The sequence below is a fragment of the Allorhizocola rhizosphaerae genome (genome assembly GCF_003426775.1).
Taxonomy (GTDB): domain Bacteria; phylum Actinomycetota; class Actinomycetes; order Mycobacteriales; family Micromonosporaceae; genus Allorhizocola; species Allorhizocola rhizosphaerae.
The window spans coordinates 15,880-38,058 of record NZ_QJUG01000047.1 but is presented as its reverse complement, the minus strand read 5'-3'; the positions used below and the strand labels follow the sequence as shown (position 1 = coordinate 38,058).

Genomic DNA, 22,179 nt, shown 5'->3' with positions numbered 1-22,179 from the left:
ATCAATTCCCCCGTGGAGCGACGTGGCCACAGTCCTCGGAACTCGAAGGACTGGCGTACGGAATCGTATGGGAAATCCTTGCGCCTGCGCCACATGTGCGACGGTCGATGCCATGACCAACTCGCCAACGAGGGAGGCTCAATGAGACAACTGGCAACGCAACACCGGACCCGATCGCTGGTCCGACGGCTCGCGACTGGTCTCGTCGCGGTCGGCGTTACCATCGGGGGTGCGCTCGTCGCGGCCGAACCCGCCCATGCGGTCGACAGCTGCCGGATCCTGACGTCGGTCTCGAACCAAAACGCCGCTTTCCATTGGGGCGACTGCCGCACCACGTCACCGCACGCGAACTACTTCTACATTGCGTACGTCAATTGTTTTGCCCCAAACCGTGCGCCGGCGTACATCGAGCGGACAGGAGGGGTTTGGCTGAATTCGAAGTTTGGTGGCTGGTCCAAGGCGTACTGCGAGTACCACGAGACCCGTCAGTACTACGGCATATACAAGCGATCTTCATTCTAGGCCCGATCCGAGGAGGTACGCATGCGCAAAGCCATCGTGACCGCGCTGGTGTCCCTGGCGCTGGTCATCGCACCCGCGTGGTTCGCCGCGCCGGCGAACGCCAGCACGACAACCGCCGCCATCGCAACTACCGCCGCCGCAACTACCGCCACCGTGGCAGTGACGGCCGGCCGTCCCGCCGGCCTGCCCGTCGAACCTCAAGCGTGGCAACGTGCGGGCGAGTACAGCAGCGAATGGATGTGTTTGGTCGCCGGTGCCTTCGGCCAGGTCCGGGGGTACTGGAAGGACTGGAACTGCTACTTCTCCGACTACAGCGGCACGTGGGTGCTGTACGTGCTCGTCTAGGGTTGTCGGCGCGACCACTCGGGGTTTCGCCGTGATCGGGGTGGATTCGAGGGTTGGCAAGCCCTCGGGTCCAACCCCGATCGTGTGTCCGCTGAGGACGCCCGCTTGTCCACCAAGGACCAGGCGACCCCTGGGACACGTTTACCACTGCCGCATGGCGGCGTCCGGGTCCAATCCCGGTCCGTGCGGGAGCCTCGCCACCAACGAGGCGGGCATGCGGACCGGCCGGAAATCCGCGTAGCCGAGAACTCCGAGCACATCCGGTCCGGCCAACGGATAGGCCTTGCCGAGGTCGGTCACGACCGCGAGGGTCCCCACGTCGGCGTTCGAGCTCGACATCACCTCGATGACCGCGCCCGTGCCGGGCGGCACCAAAATCTGGTCGGCCAGCGCGACACCACCGTCCGTCCGGCGCGGCGTGGCCATCATCGCGTCATCCGGCGGCAGTGCCGGATTCGCCCTCAGCCGGGGGGTGAACGAGCCGGGATCGAAGGTCAGGCACACGACGTTTGCGCCGGGGCCGTCGGCGAACTCCGGGCGGGTCGCCGGCGGGTTGTCGGGCACGGCGGGCGGCGCCTGCTCCTGCTTCGCCTCGGCCGCCGCGAGCGGGCTCAGCGGCATGCCGAACGGCTCGCGGCCGTCATATGCGGCGGTGGTCGGCTGATAGGCGAGCTGGACGTCGAATTGCAGGCTGGTGATCGGCCGCAGCCGGTCGGTCTCGGCGAGGAAGTGTTGCACCGCCCCGCCGGGGGTAGTCATCACGAGGAGCTGACCCGCGCGCAGATCCGGCCGGCTGGGCACCGCGGTCGACGGCTTGCCCGCGTCCGGCACGGCGATCGGGCCGATCGGCTTGCCGAGCGGCACCATCTCGACGACCGCTGCGGCGACCGGAAACACGGGCGCAGGCCGCAACGCCAGGCCGACCGTGACTGCGTCGGCCTCGCTGACCCGATGCCGGTACCCATTGAAAATCAAGAAGTTTTCGGTCGTCCCGGGGACATGCACCAGCATTCCCCGCGCGCCGAGTTCGAGGCCAGCGGCCGGTTCCTGGCCGACAAGCAGCGCCGACCGATAGACCGTGGCGCCCGTGACGTCCGTGGCCGGTTTGGAGCACAGCGTCCAACCACCGCTGAGCAAGCGGCGTCGGTCGGCGAGCGCGTCCGGCGCGTCCCGGATGCCGATCCGTGGCCCCCTGGGCACACCGGCCAGCGAGTTGCGCGAGATCCGGGCGGTGCCGGAGTGCTGCCCGAGCGCGAGCAGGGCCGAGGCGTAGTTTTCGACGGGGTGCAGTTTGCCGTTGAGGTAGACGTATCGCGTGCCGGTCTCACGCTCCACGATGACCGACTTGCCGTCGCGCCAGGTCCTGTCCCCGCCGGGCGAGATGAGTCCATAGACGCCGGTCGCCACGAGCGAGATCAGCGCGAGTCCAATCCCGACGAACGCGAACGTGGTGGGCCTGCGAAACGGGGGCTGCTCGGGATCGGTCTCGCGGGTCACAAGCGCGGAAACCGCGCGCTGCACCAGGAACTGATGCGCCTGCAGCTGGTCGCGTTTGGTGGCCACGTCAGCCGCCCAGCCCGCGCACGTACCCGTACAGGCCCAGCACAGCGCAGACCACAGGCACGATCGCCAGCACCACAACCACCTCCAGCAACTCCGCCGCGCGACCGAGGTAAGGGCTCGCACGGTGACGGCTGTACCACAGACCGGCCAGCGCACCGAGCGCGCCGACAGCCACCAGCACCGGCACAGCCAATGACAACGGGTTCGCGTGGTCCACGGCCAAGCAGAACGCGCCCGATCCGCCGGCAGCCAGCAACGCGAACCGCTGCACGAAAATCGGGTACAGCCGGGCCCGTAACAGGAACCCGACGGTCAGCACACCGACCAGGACCAGCGCGGCGGCGCCTCCACTGTGGACCAGCAGCGCCTGGCACACCACTACCGCGACGGCCAGCCCGGCCAGCATCCCGGTGAGCAGTCCGTCCGCCCGCACGACCGCCGCGTACACCGCTGAGCGCGGCGGTTGTGGATTGTCGCGCAACAGATCGGCCGTGCCGCGGGGGAGCACCGGCATGGGTACCCGCGCCAGCCGGATCGACAGCGGCGCGAGCAGTGGCGAGAACGCCAGCCCAGCGCCCGCGACGATGGCGGCCGCTTCGTGCCCGTCCAGTGCCTCGGTGGTGCGCAGCCACGCCCCGAGCATGGCGAGCAGCCCGATCGTCGCGGCGGTCACGAATATCGCTGCCCGGTCGACCACGCCGGGCAGGCCGGCGATCGCCGCGAGCAGCAGCGCCGTCCCGGCCGCCAGCAGGTGCGGCGCACCGAGCTCGGCGAGCGCCCGACCGTCGGCCCACAACAGTCCACCCCCGACGAACGCGAACGGCAGCGCGGACGCGCCCAGCACGGCACCGGCCGCGGAGTCGCCGACGGCCCGAGCCAGCACCATCCCGCCCGCAAGCACGAGCACCGCGACCCCGAGCGCGCACAGGGCCGGCCACGGCCACGGCGGTCCGGCACGGACAATGGCGAGCAGAGTCGCCACAAGGGCCACCACTCCCGTGGCCAGACCGGCCCACCGAGTATGGCGTGGCCCCCAAGCGCTGCCCGCGCGGGTCGACCCGGCGGCGATCGCGTCCACCAGATCGTCGTACTCCAGCTCGGGCCAGTCGGTTCCGGCCGGCATCAGGTGCAGGATCTCGCCGTCCAGCACGCGGTGTGCGGCCAGCGTCCGCTCCGGCTCCAGCACGGACCCGTCCGCCCGGTGCAGCGCCCATCCACCGTTGTTCACCCCGCTGTCGGCGAGATGTTCGCCCGCCTGCCGCAGCAGACCGGGCAGAATTTCGGCGAGCGGCGCGCGGTCGGGCAGGGCGAGGTCGATCCGGCGTCCCGGCGCCGCGATCGTGAGGCGAACCAGCCCTGTGGTGTTCATGCTGCTCTTTCCTGAAGATAGTTTTGACGGTGGCGGCAGCAACGTGCCGACGCCGGCCCCGAGGCCCGGGGCCGCCCCTACGATCGCCGAATGAGCATGCTGGAGGAACAGGTGCGGCAGGTAGCGGACATGGGCGGGACAACGCCCGGGTCCAGTGAGCGGCTGGCCCTGTTGGCTCACGGTCCGGTCGCCACCGTCTACGCGGTGTCGCATGTGGACAGACCCACGGCGCTGAAGGTTTATCCGGCGAGGTTCGACCGCCGGACGCTCACGGCGGTCGAGCGCGAGCTGGCGTTGCTGCGCGGCCTGGTGCCACCGGCGCGGATCCTGCTCATCGACGGCATCGAGCGGATGGAAGACGGGCGGCACGCCCTGCGGATGGAGCTTTGCGCCCAATCGCTGGCGGCTCTCGTCGAGCGCGCCGGTGCCCTGCCCCCGGATGATGTGGTGGTCCTGGGTTACGCACTGGCCAGCGCCCTCGCCGCCGCGCATGACGCCGGGATCGTCCACGGTGGATTGAGTCCCGCCAACGTCCTGTTCCGTGCGTCCGGCGAGCCGATCCTGGCGGACTTCGGGGTGCACCTGCGCGAGGTGTTTCCCCGCGATCCGTTGCACGCCATCGAGTTCGTGTCACCGGAGACGCTGCGTGCGGGGACCGTCGACGAACATGCCGACCTCTATGGCCTGGGAGCGGTGTTGCATCTCGCGCTGACGGGAAGCTCGCCGCATCCTCGCGAGTTGGGCGAACAACCGGGGGAGCGCGTGCTGCGTGTGCTCGCCGGTCCGGCCCCCGCCCTCGACCTGCCCGGTGTCCCGGCTGAGCTTTCGGCGGTGATCGGCAAGCTGATGGAGGCCGATCCCGCAAACCGTCCGCCGGACGCCTCCTGGGTGGCCGAGCGCCTGGCCGACCTCCTCCCGCAGCAGCCGAGCGCCTCACCGTCCCAAGATGATTTTGATGTGGTACCGGTGGAAGCCCGCGCCGACGGGCAGAGCCCGGATGCCCTCGACGAATTCGGCCTCGCCTCGCCCGAGCCACCGCCCGATGTGCGCACCGGGCCTCCGGTCGCCATCGAACCCGCGGCACGACCGCAGCGGCGCCCCCCGTGGATTCGCTACGCGCTCGCCGGTGGTGGTGTGCTCGCTTTGCTTGCCGTCGCCGCCACGCTCGTGCTGCGGGCGCAGGGCGACCCCGACGAGCTGCACACGACTCCCCGCATGCCGCCGCCTCCGGCGTCAGCGGCAGTTCCCGGGAGCGTCGCCGCCGTTCGCCTGGAGTTGGCCGATCCGATTGATCGTGGCGATCAGGTGGTGCTGAACTGGACCAGCGACCGGACCCTTGATTACCTGGTGGTCGTCGCGGGCGAGGGTGAGCCGAACCGCTACCTGTTCGCGCACCGCAACACCACGATGACGGTCCCGGTCGATCCGGTGCGCAAGTACTGTTTCCTGATCCAGGCAACCGATAGCAACCAGGTGCACGAGACCCCGCCCAAGGGCGTGCGCGGCGCGGTCTGCCGGAAATAGCCGTACCGCGTCCTGCTCCTCGTCGAGGAAATCACTGCCTTCCCGACCGGATGGATCCCAGCTTCGGGGGGTCCTCGTGCAGGCAGCGGATGACTCGTCCGGCCGTGGGCAGCCGCCGCGGTGACACTGGTGGTCGCCGCCACGGACGCGGGCAGATATCCCACGCGGTTTGGGATGGTGACGGTCAGCGCGGCACCCGACAGCGACACGAAGTAGCCCACGCTGGTGAGCGTCGTGAAGTCGCTCGCGGCGGTTTCCTGAGGGTCAGGTCCATAGCTCAAGCGTGCCGATGGCATGACACCCGGACGTCGGCAACGCCTCGCCTCAACAACCGCAACGTAAACGCCGGACGAAGGACACGTCCTGTGTGGCGATCAACACGCTAGTTGAAAATGACTCCCGTTTGCATTAGCGTGACCTGCGGTTCTATGAGAGGGGTGTTGGGTTGCGGTGGGTGGCGTGGTGTCGGTCGCCGGGCGTCGGGTAGCCGGCGCCGCCGGTGTGGGTCTGCCGTTGCGCCTGCTGCTGCTCAACCAGTTCGGGGTCAACCTCGGCTTCTATCTGCTGGTGCCGTATCTGGCGGGCCACCTTGGCGGCCTGGGCCTCGCGGCCGCAACGATCGGGTTGGTGCTCGGCGCGCGGACGTTGAGCCAGCAGGGGCTGTTCCTGGTCGGTGGGACCGCGGCCGACCGGCTGGGCCCCCGCCCGGTCATCATCGCCGGCTGTGCTTTGCGCACTGTCGGGTTTGGACTGTTCGCCGTCGTGGAGGGGACCGTCGGACTGTTGTCGGCGGCGGTGCTGACCGGCCTGGCCGGTGCGCTGTTCAACCCGGCCGTGCGGGCCTATGTGGCGGCCGAAACGGAGCCCGCGCGGCGGGCGGAAGCGTTTGCCAGGTTCAACGTTTACGCCAACGCGGGTGCGCTTTCGGGTCCGCTGCTCGGCGCGGGACTGCTCGCGGCGGGCCTCGGCTTCCGGGTCGTCGCGGTGAGCGCGGCCGCGGTGTTCGCCGTGCTCACCCTGTCGCAGCTGCTTGCACTTCCGGCACGCCCCGTCGCCAATCAACAAACCGCTACGGTCTGGCAGGACTGGCGCGGCGTGCTGGCCAACCGGGCGTTTGTGGGATTCACGCTCGCGACGGCGGCCATCTTCGCCCTTTACTCCCAGCTTTATTTGGTGGTACCGCTCGCGGCCGAGCAGGCGACGGGCCGACCCTGGGCAGCCGGTGTCGTGTTCGCGCTCGCCACGCTCGTCGGCATCGCCGGGCAAGTGCGCATCACGGCCTGGTGCGAGTCCCGCTGGAGCCCGAAACGGTCGATCGCCGCCGGGCTTGCCGTGATGGGCTTGGCCTTCGTGGCACCCGCGCTGTCGGGGCATCCGGTCGCGGTGGTGGTGTGCGTGCTCGTGCTCAGCATCGGTTATCAGATAGCACATCCGTTCGTGATGCAGCTCGTGCCCGCGTTCGCCCATCGCGACCTGCCCGGCACCTACTACGGCGCGTTTTATCTGGCTTCCGGAGTCGCGGCCACGCTTGGCTCGGCCGCAACCGGTTGGCTCTGGGATCTCGGCGCGCGTAACGCGTACCCCCACATGGCTTTTATGCCCTTGATTCTCGCCGGGTTGCTTTCCGCACTGGCAGTCATCCGTATGCGCGCTCTTCAATGAACAGAAAGGCACCAACACCGATGTCCTCAGTCACCACCTCACGCCGCCGCCTGCTGACCGGGCTCGCGGGCGCCGCCCTGCTCGCCGGATGCGGTTCCGGCGCGACGAGCGCACCGGGCGCGACTCCTGACGCCACAGCGTCTCCGCGCCGGGGCGGCAGGCTGCGCGCCGCGTTTCAGACCGCCGGTGCGAAGGAGACGCTCGACCCGCACGCGGCCAACCTTTTCGTCGACGGTGCGCGCTCCAAGGCCTTGTATGACAAGCTGGCCGATTTTGGCGCGGACATGTCGGTGCAGCCGCGGCTCGCCGAGAGGTTCGAGCCCAACGCCGACGCCACGCGGTGGCGGGTCACCTTGCGCCAGGCCGACTTCCACGATGGCAGGCCGGTCACCGCCGAGGACGTGCTGGCAAGCTATGCCCGCATCATGGCCGACCCCGCCAACCGGCGCGCCGCCATCCAGCTCGCGGCCATCGATCTCGGCGCGTGCCGCGCGGTCGATGGCCGTACCATAGAATTCGTCTTGAAGACGGCCAGCGCCGAATTCCCTTCGGCGACCGCCGCTTTCGGCACCTGGATCGTCCCTCGCGACGCCACCGACTTCACCCGCCCGGTCGGCTCGGGGCCGTTCCGGTTCTCCTCCTTCGAGCCGGGAAAGCCGTTGCTGCTCACGCGATTCGATGGATACTGGGACCAGCCCGCGTGGCTGGACGAGGTGGAGTTCATCCCGGTCAACGAGGAGACCGCGCGGGTCAACGCACTCGTCGGCGGGCAGATCGACTACGCGCACGACCTCGCGACCACCAGCGCCCGCACCTACGCCGCGGACGCGCGGGTGCGCATCGTGCGCGCGCCGGGCTCGGCGATGCACGCCTTCGCCATGAAGCTGGACCGGCCACCGTTCGACAAGCCCGAGGTGCGGGCCGCGTTCCGGCTCATCGCCGACCGGCAGGAGCTGGTCAACACCGTGCTGTCGGGCATGGGCGAGGTGGGCAACGACCTGTTCGGCAAGGGTTATCAGTACTACGCCGACCTCCCGCAGCGCACCCCGGACCTCGACCGGGCGAAGGCGTTGCTGCGCCAGGCGGGAGCCGAAGGGCTCAAGGTGCAGTTGCAGACGGCGCACGCCGGTGCCGGGCTGGTCGACGCGGCCACCATCTTCGCCGAGCAGGCACGCAAAGCCGGTGTGGCCGTCGAGGTCAGCATGGGCAACAAGGACACGTTCTGGCGGGACACGCTGACCGGCGGGAGCATGGCGTCGTACCGCTCCGGCTCCATGCCGATCCACAGCCACATCGCCACGCGGCTGCTGACCACCTCCCCGCAGAATGTGACCCGCTGGGGCTCGGCGGAGTTCGACGGCCTGTATCAGAAGGCGCAGGCGTCCGTGGACGAGGCCGCCCGCACGGCCGTCTACCGCGACATGCAGACCCAGCTGCACGAGCGGTGCGGGCTGTTGGTGTGGGGCTTCGCCGACTGGATCGTCGGCACATCGTCCAAAGTGCACGGTGTGGGCCAGGCGCCGCCGAACACGCTTGACTGGGCCCGGTTCGAGCGGGTGTGGCTGGCGTGACCCTGGCCGGTTACGGGCTGCGGCGAGCCGGCGTCGGCCTGCTGCAGATCCTGGCCGTGGCGACGCTGGTGTTCGCGTTCCTGGAGGCTTTGCCCGGTGATGCGGCGGTGGCGGCCGCGGGCGACGACCCCGATCCGGCGCGCATCGCGGCGCTGCGGCAACAGTTCGGCTTGGACCGGCCGGTGTGGCAGCGTTACGGCGACTGGCTGGGCGGTCTGGTCACCGGAGACCTTGGCGCGTCACTGCGTTCGGGGCGGCCGGTGGTCTCGCTCCTGGGGACGGCGGCCGGGCCGACGACGGTGCTCGCCTTGGTGACCCTGGCGGTGCTGGTGCCGTTGACCGTCGCGTTGGGAGTGTGCGCGGCGGTCCGGGCGGGCGGCTGGTTCGACCGCGCGGTCAGCTCGACAACCGTTGCGCTGCACTGCGTGCCGGAGTTCGCCTTGGCGGTCCTGCTCATCGCGGTCTTCGCGCTATGGCTGGGGTTGCTGCCTGCCACGGCGGTCGGTGGTGGGCTGCTGGAGGATCCGGCGTTGCTCGTGCTTCCGGTGGTGGTGCTGCTCGCGCGCAGTGCGGCCGCTCCGGTGCGCACGCTTCGAGGCGCGATGATCGACGCGCTTGCGAGCGACTATGTGGCGCACGCCCGGCGGCACGGGTTGCCGCGATGGCGTGTGCTGCTTGGGCATGCGCTGCCCAATGCGGCCGCGCCGGCCGTGCAGCAGCTGGCCCGCACGGTGGACTGGCTCGTCGGCGGAATCATTGTCGTGGAGGCGATTTTTGCGATCCCCGGGCTGTCGGCGGTGCTTGTCGAGGCGGTTGCGGCGCGTGATGTGCCGGTGGTGCAAGGAGTCACGGTGATGGTCGCCGCGGTCGCGGTGCTGGCCAACCTGACCGCCGACGTGATTGCGTTCCGGCTGGCGCCGAGGGCGGGAGTGGCATGAGGCGCGCGGTCGCCGTGACCCTGACCGGGATCCCGCTCGCCGTGGCCGTTTTCGGGCCGGTGCTCGCCGGGTTTACCAATGCTCGGCGCGGCCCGGCGTATGCGTTCGGGCCGGGCTATCCGCTCGGCACCGATGGGCTTGGGCGCGACGTGCTCGGCCTTGTGCTGCGGGGTGGACTGTCCACATTGGCGCTAGCGGCCGCTGCGACGGTTGCTGCATATGGCATCGGCACGCTGGTGGGTTTGCTTGCCGCGGGCACACGCCGCCGATGGATGGACGAGACGCTGATGCGCCCGCTCGACGTGCTGCTGGCCGTGCCCGCGCTGCTGGTGCTGCTGTTGGTGGCGGCGTCGGCCGGGCGGAACGCCGGCATCATCGTGGTCGTCGTCACGGTCGTCACCGCCCCGGCGGTGGCTCGGCTCGTGCGGACGGCGGCGCTGGACGCCGCGCGTCATCCGGCGGCGGAAGCCATGGTGCTGCAGGGCGAGTCCTGGTGGGCGGTCCACATTGGATACGTCGGGCGGTGCATTGTGCGGCCGTTGTTGGCCGACGCCGGGACCCGCATGACAACCTCGGTGTATCTGGTGGGCGCCGCCAACTTTTTGGGCGTCGGGCTGCCACCCGACGCCGCCGACTGGGCTGTGCTGGTCGACCGCAACCGCGCGGGATTGTTGTTGCAGCCGTGGGCGGTGCTCGTGCCGGCCGCGCTCATCGTGGCGTTCACCCTCGGCGTCAACCTGCTCGCCGACGATTTGACCCGGAGGCGGCGGTGATCGAGGTGCGGCAGTTGTGCGCGTACGCGGGCGAAACCGCATTGGTGCGCGAGGTTTCCTTCACGGTCGGGCCGGGGCGGGTGCTCGCGCTGATCGGTGAGTCAGGCAGCGGCAAGACCACGATCGGGCTCGCGCTGTTGGGAGAGGCCCGTCCCGGGGTGCGGCTCACCGGCACGGCCCGGGTCGCCGGGCGCATCGGCTATGTGCAGCAAAACCCCGCCGCCGCTCTGAATCCGGCTCGTCGCGTCGGCGCGGTGTTGCGTGAGTTCGCCCGTGCTGCTGGGCGGCCGGCGCGGGATGCGGTCGCACAGGCGCTCGACAGCGCGCGGATTCCGTTGACGTGGCGGGAGCTTCGCCGGTACCCGCATCAATTCTCGGGCGGGCAGCAGCAGCGGCTGGTGTTGGCCGAGGCGCTCGCGGGCGGGCCGAGCGCATTGATGCTCGACGAACCGACGACGGGGCTCGATCCGCTCACGCGCGATGCGGTGATAGGCGAAATCGCCGCCCTCGCCCGGCGTGGTCTGGCCATCGTGATCGCGACGCACGACCTTGGCGCCGCCCGCCGGCTTGCCGACGACGTCGTGGTGCTGCGCGACGGTCAGGTGTGTGAGAGCGGCCCGGCGGCGCGGGTGCTGCATGCGCCATCGCACGCCTACACCCGGCAGTTGCTTGCGGCCGAGCAGCATCCGCGGGCCGGCGGTTCCCTTGCTGCCGCGGAGCCGGTGCTTGAGGTGGAGGGCCTGACGGCAGGCTATCGCCAACCCGTGATTCAAGACATTTCTTTTGCGGTACCGGGCGGGAGCCGGTTGGCCGTGGTCGGCGCATCCGGTTCGGGCAAGACCACGCTCGCCCGATGCCTGGCCGGACTGCATGAACCAGCGGCCGGGACGATCCGGTTGCGCGGCGAGCGGCTGGCCGCGCATCTGGGCGGCAGGAGCCTCGCGCAGCGCCGCGCCATCCAGTACGTTTTCCAAGACGCACGGGCCGCGTTCGATCCGCGCCGGACTGTCCGCGATCAAGTGGCCCGCACGGCGATCCGGTTGCGCGGCATGGCATCCGATGAGGCTCGGGCACATGCCGACGCCACGCTGGGGCGGCTTGGCGTGGGCAGCGACACCGCCTCACGGATGCCGGCCGGCCTCTCCGGTGGTGAGCTCCAACGCGCCGCCCTGGCCCGCGCGCTGCTGGCCGAACCGGAGGTGCTCGTGTGCGACGAGGTCACGTCCGCTTTGGACACGGTGACCCGCAACGCTTCGGTGGCACTGCTGGCCGGCCTGCCCGGCACGTTGGTGCTCATCACACACGACCTTGGCCTCGTGTCCGCCGTCGCGGACACCGTTGCCGTTGTGGCCGATGGACGGCTCACCCGATACGGGCCGGTGGACGCCGTGCTCGCGGAAACGATGGAGGATGCTCGATGACCTACGAGGTACGCACCGCGCGGGAGGCCGACCTGACCGGCGCCCGCAGCGTCATGCTGGACACGTTCTACCGGGACTTCGGCTACGGCTATGTGCCACACTGGCACCACGACGTCATCGACCTTCATGGTGCATATCTGGAGCCGCCAAGACACACCCTGCTTGTCGCCGTCCACAATGGACAGATCGTCGCGACCACCGGCGTGCGAGCCGTCGGCCCCAACCACCCGCCCCACCCACGATGGCTCGCCGAAAAATACCCGTCCGGCACGACAGCACAACTATTCCGCGTGTACGTTCGCCCAGACCACCGCCGCCACGGGCTGGCGCGCCAACTGGTCATCATGGCGTGCGAGTTCGTGGCGCAAACGCCCGGCTACGACGCCATCTACCTGCACACCGACACCCGGGTCCGCGGAGCCGAACCGTTCTGGCGCTCCATTGCCGAACCGATCCACACCGACGGCCACACGTTGCACTGCAGCATGCCGATCCGCTCGGAGTCGTCGCCGGAGGACGGTGCAGGAAACGGTGTTTCCCGCGCCGACACGCCCAATGCGCACTCGGCGGTTTAGTCTGAGGGCGTCGTTGATAGCGGCAGCCTGACGCGATACATGCTCACGTCAGGACACTGCGGTGCGACGGGGACGGTTTGGACTAACAACGGCAACACCGTCGGCCAGACATCCGCAGTCGATGACACCTACGGCTATGACAACGGTATTGATCGGCGGACCGTCCTACGGAACATACATGTACAGCGGGGCGCCGACGAGTTCAAGCGCGCTGCAGGTCCGCGGAAACTTTTATCCGCAGGTGGGCAATTATGTCTGCGTCAACGGCTCGGTGAGCGGTCCATATTGCAACACTTATCTCGAAGTGGAGAACGTCTGCCACACATATAGTGCTGGAGTGCGCACATGCCACCTCAACCAGACGCGCAGTAGCGACCCCACCAAGAGCGGCGTCCAAGGCGGCGACTCGGGCGGGCCGGTGTATCGTCCGGGATCCGGGGGAGCGCTCGCCGTCGGCATCATCGACGGGTCGGGCGGCGATCTGGCTTGGTACACGCCGATACATGTGCTGCACAGCCGCTGGTCCGTGGCGACGGTGACTGGATGAGACGCCTCGCCGCCTGTCTGCTTGTCCTGGCCGCCCTGTCGACCGGATGCGCTAGCGGCGCCGAGCAGGTGGGGGTGTTGGCGTTTGATCTGCCTGGTGGACCGGGCTCCCGGCTTCGCGTTATCACCGATTCCGGCGAGGTCCAGCCGGTCTCGCAGGAGTTCGGCATTGACGCCGCGCGGCTTTCGGCCGACTACGCGACGCAGATAGTCGTCGTGGCGAGCGCGACGGGTTCAACGGGATGTCCCGCGAAGGCGGCCGGTGTGCGGCTCGAGAGAGCCGCCCAAGTCGCCGAAGTCGCCGTCGAACGACCGACCGACAACTGCAAGGCCGACGCGGTCACCAAGACCTTCGGGTGGTCGATTCCGCGAAGCGATCTGCCGAAAGGCGAGCTTGCTTTCCGGTTGACCGTCAACGGCTCTCAGCCAAGCGAGGTCGGCGAGGTCAAAGTCGTCGTCTGGCCGGTCCTAGAGTGAGGTCGACAGCGCAGCGCGCGTCGGCAACCGAGACCGAAGGACTGCAACGCCGCTTGTGGACGGCCGCGAGAGCGACCGTCCACAAGCGATACTGTCAGGGGGTCAGGCTGCCGCCGAGGTTGGCGTAGCCGGTCCAGTTGGAGCCGAACGACGTCTGCCATGAGGTGAGCATGTTGCCGCTGCCGTTGAGCACGAAGATGCTTGCCGCGCCCGTGGCCGAATCGATTATCTGCGGGCTGCTCGCGGCGACCGCCGCTTCGGTGATCGCCGACCAGCCGGACCAGGAGCCTCCGGCCTGGTTCTGCCACGCGGTCCAGACGCGGTTGTCGGTCCCGCGCAGGTAGGCCGACATGGCTCCGGCGTTGTTGACCAGGATTTCCGGCGTGCCGGTGAAGGTCTGGCCGGGGAGGATGACGGTGAACCCGGACCAGTTGCTGCCCTCGGCCGACTGCCACGACGTGTGCAGCAGCCCGTCATTGCCGCGGATGAACGCGCTGAGCGCTCCGTTGTCGTTCATCACCACGGTCGGGCTGTCGGCCGCCGAACCGCCGAGACTGGCCCAGCCGCTCCAGCCGCTGCCGGGACTGCTCTGCCACGATGTCCACACACGATTGTCGGTGCCGCGCACATAAGCGCTCATCGTGCCGTTGAGTCCCACGACGACGGCGGGCCTGCCCACCATCGACACTCCCGGCAGCGCGGTCAGCGCACTCCAGCCGCTGCCCACCTGCCAAATCGTGTGCGGGCGGCCATCGGCGCCGCGCACGAACACGTTGAGCGTGAAATCGTCCGCCTGCACCACGGTGGGGTCGCCACCGACGGCGGCATCGCTCATCTTCACCCAACCCTGCCACGTGCCACCCGGAGTGGCCTGGCGGTTGGTCCACAGCCGGTTGTCGCTGCCGCGCACGACCGCCGTCATCGCGCCGTTGCGCCGCACGACGACTTCCGGACGGCCCAGCATGGTGATGCCGGTGATGCTGGTGAATCCGTTCCAGCCACTGCCCGCCGAGGTCTGCCACGACGTTTGCAAATGTCCGTTGGACCCGCGCGAAAACACCGACATCGCGTCACTGTCATGCCGCACAACCGTCGAGCCGCGCGCGCCGGAAACCAGATCGAACAGGGGCTCGTAAACCCCGGCGGCAACAATCTTGCCTGTCCCGCCCGCGCTCGCGAGCGACTGCCGCATCGCCCGCCGTTGCGCACGATAGGTCGCCAGATCACCGGCCGCTTGAGCGCGCAGCGCGTGCACCGCCGCCTGGGCGGCAGCCGCGCGGTGTTCCAGCGTCACCAGCCAGGGCTCGCTCACCTGAAGGAACGATGGGTTGTGCAGTGTCGCGCGCAGCTGCGCCGGGGCGCTGCGGGCGCGAGCCACCTCCGCCAGAATCGCATCTCCGACAGCGCCAAGGTCGCCGCCGTTGCGCCAGGCATCGCGGAATTGAAGAATCCTATTTTGTACCGACGGAGCCCCCTGCGGATGCAGGGGCGAGTAAAGCGAGTGCTCCGCATAGGCGCGCAGCGCTTCATACGCCGCCCCACCAAACTCGCGAAGCGACCTGGTCCACGATTCCTGCGGCTGATATGCCGAGGGGTTCCAGGCATACTCCGACACCGTGAACAACGAGATCAGCGACGCCTCGGCCTCCTGCATCTCGTTGGCCAGGAAACCCACCGCCGACGCGGCCAAAGCCGGGTCGCGACCGACGAGCGGCCCAAGGTGCTGGTGCGTCGGCGCGAAGTCGTTGACGGGGTAGTTGTCGAAGATGAGCAGACGGCGCCCGCCGAACGCCTGTTGCGCCTGGGCGAGGTCGTTGGCGGTGATGGTGGGGGAGACGACCTGCGGGCCGGTCCAGAACATGGTGACGTCGGCGGGGATCAGCTGAGCGAACCGGGTCCGGTAGGCGGAGATGTGGTTGCCGGCGTAGTCGGTCGGCACGGTCAGCAGCCTGGTGTCGGGGCGGGGCCGGATGAAGTTCTGGTAGACGTGATTGACCACGTGGGCCTGCGCCGCGGCCAGCGGGCTGACCGGGTCACCGCCGAACACCTGCTGATCCAGGTTGCAGACGAACCGCCCGCGCACGTCGTCCCAGCCGATGGAGAAGACCCGCTCGCCGATGTCGTACATCTGTTGATAGCGCGCCACGAGAGCGTCCAGATCGGACCGCAGCGCGTGGCAGATGCCGTGGTCGGGGGAGACGTTGGCCTCCGGGTTGACGCGGTAGATGAACTCCACGTGATTGGCCTTGGCCCGAGCGATCGCCTGGGCGAAGTTTTGCAGTTCGTTCGGCGGGTACGGCGAGCGCCACAGCGTGCCGGACGTGCGCGGGTCACCGCTCACCGTGTACTGGAAGGCGTTCATCCTGTGCTGGCCCAAAAAGTCCAAGTGCCGCAACAAGTCCGCCTGCGGCCACGGATTGCCGTAGAACGATTCCATGCCGCCGCGCCAGGCGAACGCCGGGTAGTCCTGGATCACCACGCCGGGCAGCGTCGCCGTGCCGTCTCGGTGCCGCACAAGCTGACGCAGGGTCTGCGCGGCATAGAACGTTCCGGCCTCGTCCACGCCGGACATCGCTATCGTGGGGCTGGAGCCGTGCTTGCCGATGGCGAGCACATAACCACCGGCAGGCAGGCCCTGCGGGCCTTTCACGCCCCACTTGCGCAGGACCGGCTCGGCGGACTGACCGATGTGGACGGTGACGCCCGATCCCTTGGCGGGACGGGAACGCTCGACGCCCGCCCGGTGCACTGCACCGGTGAGCGCGTCGGTGCTGACAGTGAATCCGGTGGAGAACCGGCTCATCGACTGGGGCGTGGGGGTGACGACCGGCAGCGGTTCGCTCGCGGACGGCGGCGGTGGCGGGGCGGCGTTTGCCGGCAGGCCGGCCGCGACCACGAGCGCCACAACGAGGACGGGTAAGACACGACGAGGGATCATCTTTCCTCCGCGAAGAGAGGGTCAGGGTTCGATGGGCCGCACGCGACCCGTGTACGCGGCGATGAGCTCGGCGTTGCTGGAGTCACCGCCCGGTACGTTCATTGAGGTGTAAACAGGGGGCCGCATGCCGGAGTCGAGCAGCAGGCGACACACCCGTTCGGTGAGCATTTGCGCGATGAGCACCCCGGCTAGCGAGGAGACCGCGTTGCTGCGCGTGCCGTCGGGCAGCGTCACGGCCGCATCGCCTACCGGCGCACCGGTGTCGATGACCACGTGCGCGTGGTCGCCCAGCCGGGTGCCGCTCTCGTGCCGCGAAGGCACGGATCGGCTGTGCGCCAAGGACGTTATGGCGATCAGCGCGTGGCCTCGGTCGGTGACCAGGCGAGCCATCTGGACGACCGAGCCGTTGATGCCCGACTGGGAGGCGATCAGGAAGACATCCGCGGGTTTCGGGGCGGCCAGTTCGTAGACCCGCGCCGCGAGCGCCGGGTCGCGCTCGACGGTGGGGTCGAGGATGTCGGCGGGCGGTTGGCCGCCGAACATCACGAGGTCCTTGATGGATACCAGATTCACAGGGACGAGCCCACCGGCGCGGCCGGACAGCTCGTGCGCCACGATGCGGGCGTGGCCGGTGCCGAAGGCGTGCAGGATCGCGCCGGCCCGGATCGCCGTGGCGACCAGATCGGCGGCCGCCTCGATGGCACCTGCCTGAGTCTGCACCACATGGTCGACGACACGGCGCGCGATGGTGGGATACTCCATAATTTTCTACCTCCCGATGCCGGCGGTCAGTCCGGCGACGATCTGGCGGCTGGCGATGACGAACACGACCACGAGCGGCAGCACCGCGAGCACCAGGCCCGCATAGAGCGCGCCCCGGTCGGCGGCGTGCTCGCCGAAGAATCGCGACAGTCCAACCGGGATGGTGTACTTGTCGGTGGAACGCAACAGCACCAGCGGGAAGAAGAAGTCGTTCCACGCGGGCGCGATCTGGAAGACGGCAACGGTCGCGATGGCCGGGCGCGCCAGCGGCGTGATGACCGAGCGAAACAGGCGCAGCTCGTCGGCGCCGTCGATGCGGGCCGCCTCCTCGACGTCACGGGGCAGCCCGCGCAGAAACGCCATCAGTACGAAGACGGAGAACGGAATCCCCGAGGCGGCGTAGAGCAGGATGAGGCCGAGCCGGCTGTCGATCAGCGACATGCTCTGGAACATGTAGAAGATGGGCAGGATACCCAATTTGATCGGGAGCATCAATCCCGACAGGAAGTACGCGGCGAGCATGGCACGACCGCGAAAGTGCCAGCGTGCCAAGGGATAGGCGGCCATCAGCGACACAGTCGTGCACAGCGCCACGGCCGCTGCCGTGATGAGCACGGAGTTCCACAGATACGTCGACAGCGAAGCGCTCTGCCACGCCCGTTCGTAGTTGGCCAGGGTCGGGCGTTGCGGCAACCCCAGCGGATCGCGCAACAGATCCTGGTTGGGCCGCAGCGAACCCAGCACGACGAGCAGCAGCGGCCCGGCCGCGACCCCGGCATAGGCCCACAGCAGCACCTGCGTGGCGATGCGGCCCCGGGCTGTGGTCTTCACGGGTTCACCTCGCGGCGGCGCAGCATGCGGTCGACCAGCAGCGAGATCCCGAAAACGAAGACGAACATCAGCATGGCCAGCGCCGATGACAGGCCGATGGCATTGACGCCGCCCTGGAACGCCAGCCGGTAGAACAGCAACCCGAGCACGTCCATGGCCTGCCCCGGCCCGCCCGAGGATCCGCCGAGCGCGAAAACCAGGTCGAAGACGTTGAAGGTGCCGATGAAGGTCAGCAGCGTCACGACGCCGACCGTGGGAAGGATCAGCGGGAAGCGGACCGTCCAGAAGGTCTTCCAGGCCGAGGCGCCGTCGATGCGGGCCGACTCCTCCAGCTCGGCGGGCACCGCCGCGAGCGCCGCGCCGAAGATGAGCATCGGCCCGCCCACCCACTGCCACGCGTTGACCAGAACCACCACGGGCAGGGCGGTGCCGGGGTCGCCGAGCCACGGCCGGGCCAGGGCGTCGAGGCCGACCGCCTCCAGCACGGCGTTGACCGGCCCGAAGGACGGCGACAGCAACATCGACCACAGGTATCCCACGACCAGCGGGCTGATCAGGTATGGCAGCGAGTAGAGCGTCTGGAACAGCCGCCTGCCCAGTGGCGCCCGGTGCAGCAACAGGGCCAGCGCCAGGCCCACGGTGTTTTGCACGAGCATTGTGCCGACGAAGAACACGCCGTTGTGGCCGAAGGCCCGCAAAAGCTGGTCCTGATAAGGATAAGCGGTCAGCACCGTGGCGTAATTGTCCAATCCCGACAGCGGGCCCTGGGTGGTGCCTCTCCAGGAGAAGATGCTGTACCACAGCGCGGTCACCAGCGGCACGACGACGAACACCGTGTAGAGCAGCGCGGCCGGCCCGCAGAAAAAGGCTGTCCACCCGACCCGGCCGCTGCTGCCCGCACCGCGCTTAGCCACGAGGCCGGAACCACTGCTCGACACCGCGCTGCAGACCCGACGCGACATCGGCAGCCGACTTGCGGCCCAGCAGCACGTCGGCCAGCCCGGCTCGCAGCAACTCCGCGCCCGACGGGGTGCCGTAGCCGAAGTCGCCGTACATGAGGTATGGGCCGGGGTTGGCCCGGAAGCCCTCGAATGCCTGCTTGAGCAGTGGATCGGTGGGAGTCGTCCCTGGTACCGCAGAAATCTGCGTCAGCTCGTCGGAGAACGCCTGACCGAACTCGGCCGAAGCCATCCAGCGCGCCAGCTCCAGCGCTTGGGCCTGCCTCGGGGTCCGCGACGACACACCGAACGAACCGTCCACGAAACCGGGCGTGAGCGTCTTGTTCACCTTGGCGTCCGGTGGCGGCGGCACGTTGAAGATGCCCATCTCGATGTCCGGCACGGCCCGCCGGAACTCGGCCAGCTCCCAGACACCGCCGGGGAACATGGCCGCCTTGCCCGAGGCGAACAGGGCCTTCGCGTCGTCGTAGCCGACCCCGGAGAACTTGGGCTGCCAGTACTTCGTCGTGCCCGCGTAGAGCTCGATGGACGCCACGTAATCGGGGTCGGTGAATTTCGCGTTGCCGCGCAGCAGGCGTTCGCGGAAGTCCGGCCCGCCGTAGCGGCCGGCACCGAAGATTTCGTGCTCGATCGGGAGCATCCAGTCGTCGCGGACGGTGACGGCGAACGGGGTGACGCCCGCCGACTGCAGCGTGTCCGCGCCCGCGGTCATGTCCTGCCACGTGGCGGGCGGGGCGATTGCGTGCGCGGCGAACAGCTTCTTGTTGTAGATGACGTGCATGGTCTGGATGGCGAACGGGACGCCGTAGACCTTGCCGTCGTCTTTGGACCGTACGCCGTCCAGAGTGGACGATGGGAACGACTTGAGTGCCTCGATCTGCCCGTCGAGTGCGAGCAGGCCGCCCGAGGCGATGCTCGGCTGCAGCTCGCCGTAGGCGCGCAGCTGGGCGAGGTCTGGTCCGGCGTCGCCGGCCAGCCCGGTGAGCAGGATCGTGTTGTACTCGGTGTTCTTGAAAGCGCGGTACTCGACGTTGACGCCGGGGTGGTTCTTCTCGTACCGCTCGAAGATTTTGTTGTAGGCGGCCACGTCCTCGGTGCGCCACCCCCACACGTTCAGCGTGATGTTCCCGTCCGCGGGCGCGCCACCGGGCGCACACCCGGTCGCGGCGGCGACCACGGCCGCGGCGAGAACCCATCGAGCCAGCTTTGCCACGAGCGCTCCCTTCACCAGGAAAGATGCGGCCAAGCTAATACTGGTATGTACCTGTGTCAAGTACTGGTGTGTACCAGTAAGCTTGAGATACTGGTCTCGTGGCCCGACCGAAACACCAGCCCACGCCCGAGGCGCCGCTGCGGCGGCGGCTTCCGGCGAGCATGTCCAAAGCAGACGCGCTGTATGCGGTGCTCGAGGAGCTTGCCGCCCGGCTGGGTCCGGGCGCGCTGCTGCCCTCCGAACGGGTGCTCGCCGAGCACTACGGGATCGCGCGCACCACGGTGCGCCAGGCCGTCGACCGGCTGCTCGCCGACGGCCTGCTGTTTCGCCGGCACGGGCACGGCACGTTCGTCGCCGAGCCGCGTCCCGGGCACATCGACCTGCTGACCTCGTTCAGCCATGACATGCGCAGGCGTGGGAGGCAACCGGGCGCGAAGGTCCTGTCCGCCATGACCGAGGCGGCCAGCAAGTCCTTGTCGGCCCGGCTGCAGGTCGCCGCGGGCTCGCCGGTGCTGCGGCTGGAGCGGCTGCGCACGGCCGACGGCGTGCCCATGGCGCTGGAGCGGACCAACGTGTCGCTTGACCGCTTCCCCGAGCTGTCCGAATTGGACTGGAACGATCGGTCGCTCTACGACGAGCTCGAACAGCGCTGGGGAGTGCGGGCCGGGAGCGCGGAGAACCGGCTCGCCGCGGTGCTTCCCGATCCGGCCGACGCGGCGCTGCTTGGCATCGAGCGGACGCAACCCTGCTTGCTGGTCGAGGGCGTCAGCTATGACACCGAGGGCCTCGTGCTCGAAGCCGGGCGTTCCTGGTACCGAGGAGATATCTACGACGCCGTGGTGCGGGTGCACAAGCTGGCCCGCTGACCGGCACTGGTACGTACCAGTATTGACAAGCCGGTCTCGTGCTTCGTACCCTCGCGGCGTGCCCGAATACCTCAAGGAAGGGTGGCGCCCGGCCGCCGCCGCGTCGCCGGAGATCGTCGAGACGGTGAGCAGGATCCTGCTTGACGTGGAGCGGGAAGGGCTCGCGGCCATCCGCCGCTACTCGGCCCGCTTCGACGGGTGGGAGCCCGATTCGTTCATCGTCGGGCCCGAGCAGGTGCAGCAGGCGCGGCGGCTGGTCGACGACGAACTGGCCGCGCACATCGACTTCGCGGTCCGGCAGGTCACCGAGTTCGCCCGCCGGCAACGCGACAGCCTGACCGACCTTGAGGTGCGGCCGCTGCCCGGTGTGGTGCTGGGGCACCGGCACCTTCCCGTGGGCTCCGTCGGCTCATACATTCCCGGCGGTCGTTATCCGCTGATCGCGTCGGCCATCATGACGGTCGCCGTGCCGAAGGCGGCGGGCGTCGAGCGAGTGGTCGCGGTGGCCCCGCCGCGCGACGGCAAGGGAGTCTTCCCGCCACAGCTGCACACGATGGCGCTGTGCGGAGCCGACGTCGTCGTCTGTCTCGGCGGCGTTCAGGCGCTCGCTGCGCTCGCGTTCGGCATCGAGGGGGTGCCCGCCGTGGACATGATCGTGGGCGCGGGCAACGCCTATGTCGCCGAGACCAAGCGTCAGTTGTTCGGCCGGGTCGGCATCGATCTCATCGCGGGACCCACCGAGGTCGCCGTCATCGCGGACGAGTCCGCCGAGCCGCGCGTCGTGGCGGCCGATCTGCTGGGCCAGGCCGAGCACGGACCGGACAGCCCGGCACTGCTGGTCACCACGTCACGTGCCTTCGGCGAAGCCGTGCTGCGTGAGGTGGAGCGATGGCTGGAGACCACGTGGCCGACCGCCGACGTCGCGGGGAAGGCCTGGCGCGACCATGGCACGGTGATCGTGTGCGCGACGCCCGAAGAGGCGGTCGAGGTGATGGACGGGTATGCGCCGGAGCATCTTGAGGTCCAGACCGCCGATCCCGATTGGTACTTCGAACGGTTGCGCAACTACGGCTCGCTGTTCCTCGGTCCACATGCGACAGTGGCCTATTCCGACAAGGCGATCGGCACCAACCACGTGCTGCCGACCCGGGGCGCGGCCCGGTACACCGGTGGCCTGTGGGTGGGCAAGTTCCTCAAAACCGTGACGTACCAACGGGTTACGCCGGAGGGTAGCCGGTTGGTGGCCCCGGCCACCGCGGCCATCGCCGACGCCGAGCTCATGCATGGCCACGCGCTCACGGCCCGCCTGCGGATCGACAGCTGA

20 protein-coding genes are annotated in these 22,179 nt (G+C 69.0%); 13 read left to right on the top strand and 7 right to left on the bottom strand.

Annotation, left to right across the window (positions count from 1 at the left end; translation table 11 throughout):
- The first annotated feature begins 141 nt into the window (after positions 1-141).
- On the top strand, positions 142-522 hold the full coding sequence (locus DM816_RS12620; RefSeq protein ID WP_117210399.1) for a hypothetical protein: 381 nt from the start codon (positions 142-144) through the stop codon (positions 520-522).
- 21 nt (positions 523-543) lie between these two features.
- Positions 544-867 (top strand): hypothetical protein, encoded by a 324-nt coding sequence (locus DM816_RS12615; protein ID WP_117210398.1) that lies wholly within the window; start codon positions 544-546, stop codon positions 865-867.
- Between the two features lie 141 nt (positions 868-1,008).
- Here DM816_RS12615 and eccB read toward each other — a convergent pair whose 3' ends face one another.
- Together eccB and eccD are read right to left on the bottom strand one after the other, a co-directional pair.
- Complete coding sequence (gene eccB / locus DM816_RS12610) at positions 1,009-2,430, bottom strand: type VII secretion protein EccB (RefSeq protein WP_117210397.1); 1,422 nt, start codon at positions 2,428-2,430, stop codon at positions 1,009-1,011.
- 1 nt (position 2,431) lies between these two features.
- The gene (gene eccD, locus DM816_RS12605) at positions 2,432-3,799 is read right to left on the bottom strand and encodes a type VII secretion integral membrane protein EccD (RefSeq protein ID WP_117210396.1); all 1,368 of its coding nucleotides are present in this window, start codon (positions 3,797-3,799) and stop codon (positions 2,432-2,434) included.
- A 90-nt stretch (positions 3,800-3,889) separates the two neighbouring features.
- Between eccD and DM816_RS12600 the strand changes: the two genes are divergently transcribed.
- From DM816_RS12600 to DM816_RS12560, 9 genes are all read left to right on the top strand, one after another.
- Positions 3,890-5,323 (top strand): serine/threonine protein kinase, encoded by a 1,434-nt coding sequence (locus tag DM816_RS12600; RefSeq protein ID WP_117210395.1) that lies wholly within the window; start codon positions 3,890-3,892, stop codon positions 5,321-5,323.
- A 450-nt stretch (positions 5,324-5,773) separates the two neighbouring features.
- Positions 5,774-6,985, top strand: coding sequence for an MFS transporter (locus DM816_RS12595; RefSeq protein ID WP_246001915.1), 1,212 nt, complete (start codon positions 5,774-5,776; stop codon positions 6,983-6,985).
- 20 nt (positions 6,986-7,005) lie between these two features.
- Positions 7,006-8,556 carry an ABC transporter substrate-binding protein gene (locus DM816_RS12590; RefSeq protein WP_211588667.1) on the top strand — a complete coding sequence of 517 codons (1,551 nt, stop codon included), beginning with the start codon at positions 7,006-7,008 and terminating at the stop codon, positions 8,554-8,556.
- Entirely contained in the window at positions 8,544-9,494 is a 951-nt protein-coding gene (locus tag DM816_RS12585) for an ABC transporter permease (RefSeq protein WP_117210393.1), read from the top strand. Before DM816_RS12590 ends, DM816_RS12585 begins: the two co-directional genes overlap by 13 nt.
- The gene (locus tag DM816_RS12580; protein WP_117210392.1) at positions 9,491-10,267 is read left to right on the top strand and encodes an ABC transporter permease subunit; all 777 of its coding nucleotides are present in this window, start codon (positions 9,491-9,493) and stop codon (positions 10,265-10,267) included. The genes DM816_RS12585 and DM816_RS12580 overlap by 4 nt, the downstream gene beginning before the upstream one ends.
- Positions 10,264-11,688 carry an ABC transporter ATP-binding protein gene (locus DM816_RS12575; RefSeq protein ID WP_117210391.1) on the top strand — a complete coding sequence of 475 codons (1,425 nt, stop codon included), beginning with the start codon at positions 10,264-10,266 and terminating at the stop codon, positions 11,686-11,688. Before DM816_RS12580 ends, DM816_RS12575 begins: the two co-directional genes overlap by 4 nt.
- A complete protein-coding gene (locus DM816_RS12570; RefSeq protein WP_117210390.1) occupies positions 11,685-12,263 on the top strand; it encodes a GNAT family N-acetyltransferase in 579 nt (192 codons plus the stop codon). Before DM816_RS12575 ends, DM816_RS12570 begins: the two co-directional genes overlap by 4 nt.
- Before the next feature lie 136 nt (positions 12,264-12,399).
- Positions 12,400-12,810, top strand: a complete 411-nt coding sequence (locus DM816_RS12565; protein WP_117210389.1) for a chymotrypsin family serine protease — start codon at positions 12,400-12,402, stop codon at positions 12,808-12,810.
- Positions 12,807-13,286 carry a hypothetical protein gene (locus tag DM816_RS12560; RefSeq protein WP_117210388.1) on the top strand — a complete coding sequence of 160 codons (480 nt, stop codon included), beginning with the start codon at positions 12,807-12,809 and terminating at the stop codon, positions 13,284-13,286. The genes DM816_RS12565 and DM816_RS12560 overlap by 4 nt, the downstream gene beginning before the upstream one ends.
- A gap of 94 nt (positions 13,287-13,380) precedes the next feature.
- On the opposite strand, the gene DM816_RS12555 is transcribed toward DM816_RS12560, so the two are convergent.
- From DM816_RS12555 to DM816_RS12535, 5 genes are read right to left on the bottom strand one after another with little or no spacing between them, the layout of a single operon-like run.
- A complete protein-coding gene (locus tag DM816_RS12555; RefSeq protein ID WP_117210387.1) occupies positions 13,381-16,224 on the bottom strand; it encodes a beta-N-acetylglucosaminidase domain-containing protein in 2,844 nt (947 codons plus the stop codon).
- 21 nt (positions 16,225-16,245) lie between these two features.
- Positions 16,246-16,986: a sugar isomerase domain-containing protein gene (locus DM816_RS12550; protein WP_117210386.1), complete on the bottom strand. Its 741-nt coding sequence runs from the start codon at positions 16,984-16,986 to the stop codon at positions 16,246-16,248.
- A gap of 6 nt (positions 16,987-16,992) precedes the next feature.
- Entirely contained in the window at positions 16,993-17,817 is an 825-nt protein-coding gene (locus DM816_RS12545; RefSeq protein ID WP_117210385.1) for a carbohydrate ABC transporter permease, read from the bottom strand.
- Positions 17,814-18,731, bottom strand: a complete 918-nt coding sequence (locus tag DM816_RS12540; protein ID WP_246001914.1) for a carbohydrate ABC transporter permease — start codon at positions 18,729-18,731, stop codon at positions 17,814-17,816. The genes DM816_RS12545 and DM816_RS12540 overlap by 4 nt, the downstream gene beginning before the upstream one ends.
- Complete coding sequence (locus tag DM816_RS12535; protein WP_162907378.1) at positions 18,724-19,989, bottom strand: ABC transporter substrate-binding protein; 1,266 nt, start codon at positions 19,987-19,989, stop codon at positions 18,724-18,726. The genes DM816_RS12540 and DM816_RS12535 overlap by 8 nt, the downstream gene beginning before the upstream one ends.
- A 98-nt stretch (positions 19,990-20,087) precedes the next feature.
- Here DM816_RS12535 and DM816_RS12530 point away from each other — a divergent pair, with 98 nt between their 5' ends.
- Together DM816_RS12530 and hisD are read left to right on the top strand one after the other, a co-directional pair.
- On the top strand, positions 20,088-20,855 hold the full coding sequence (locus tag DM816_RS12530; protein WP_211588666.1) for a GntR family transcriptional regulator: 768 nt from the start codon (positions 20,088-20,090) through the stop codon (positions 20,853-20,855).
- 58 nt (positions 20,856-20,913) lie between these two features.
- Positions 20,914-22,179, top strand: coding sequence for a histidinol dehydrogenase (gene hisD / locus DM816_RS12525; protein WP_246001913.1), 1,266 nt, complete (start codon positions 20,914-20,916; stop codon positions 22,177-22,179).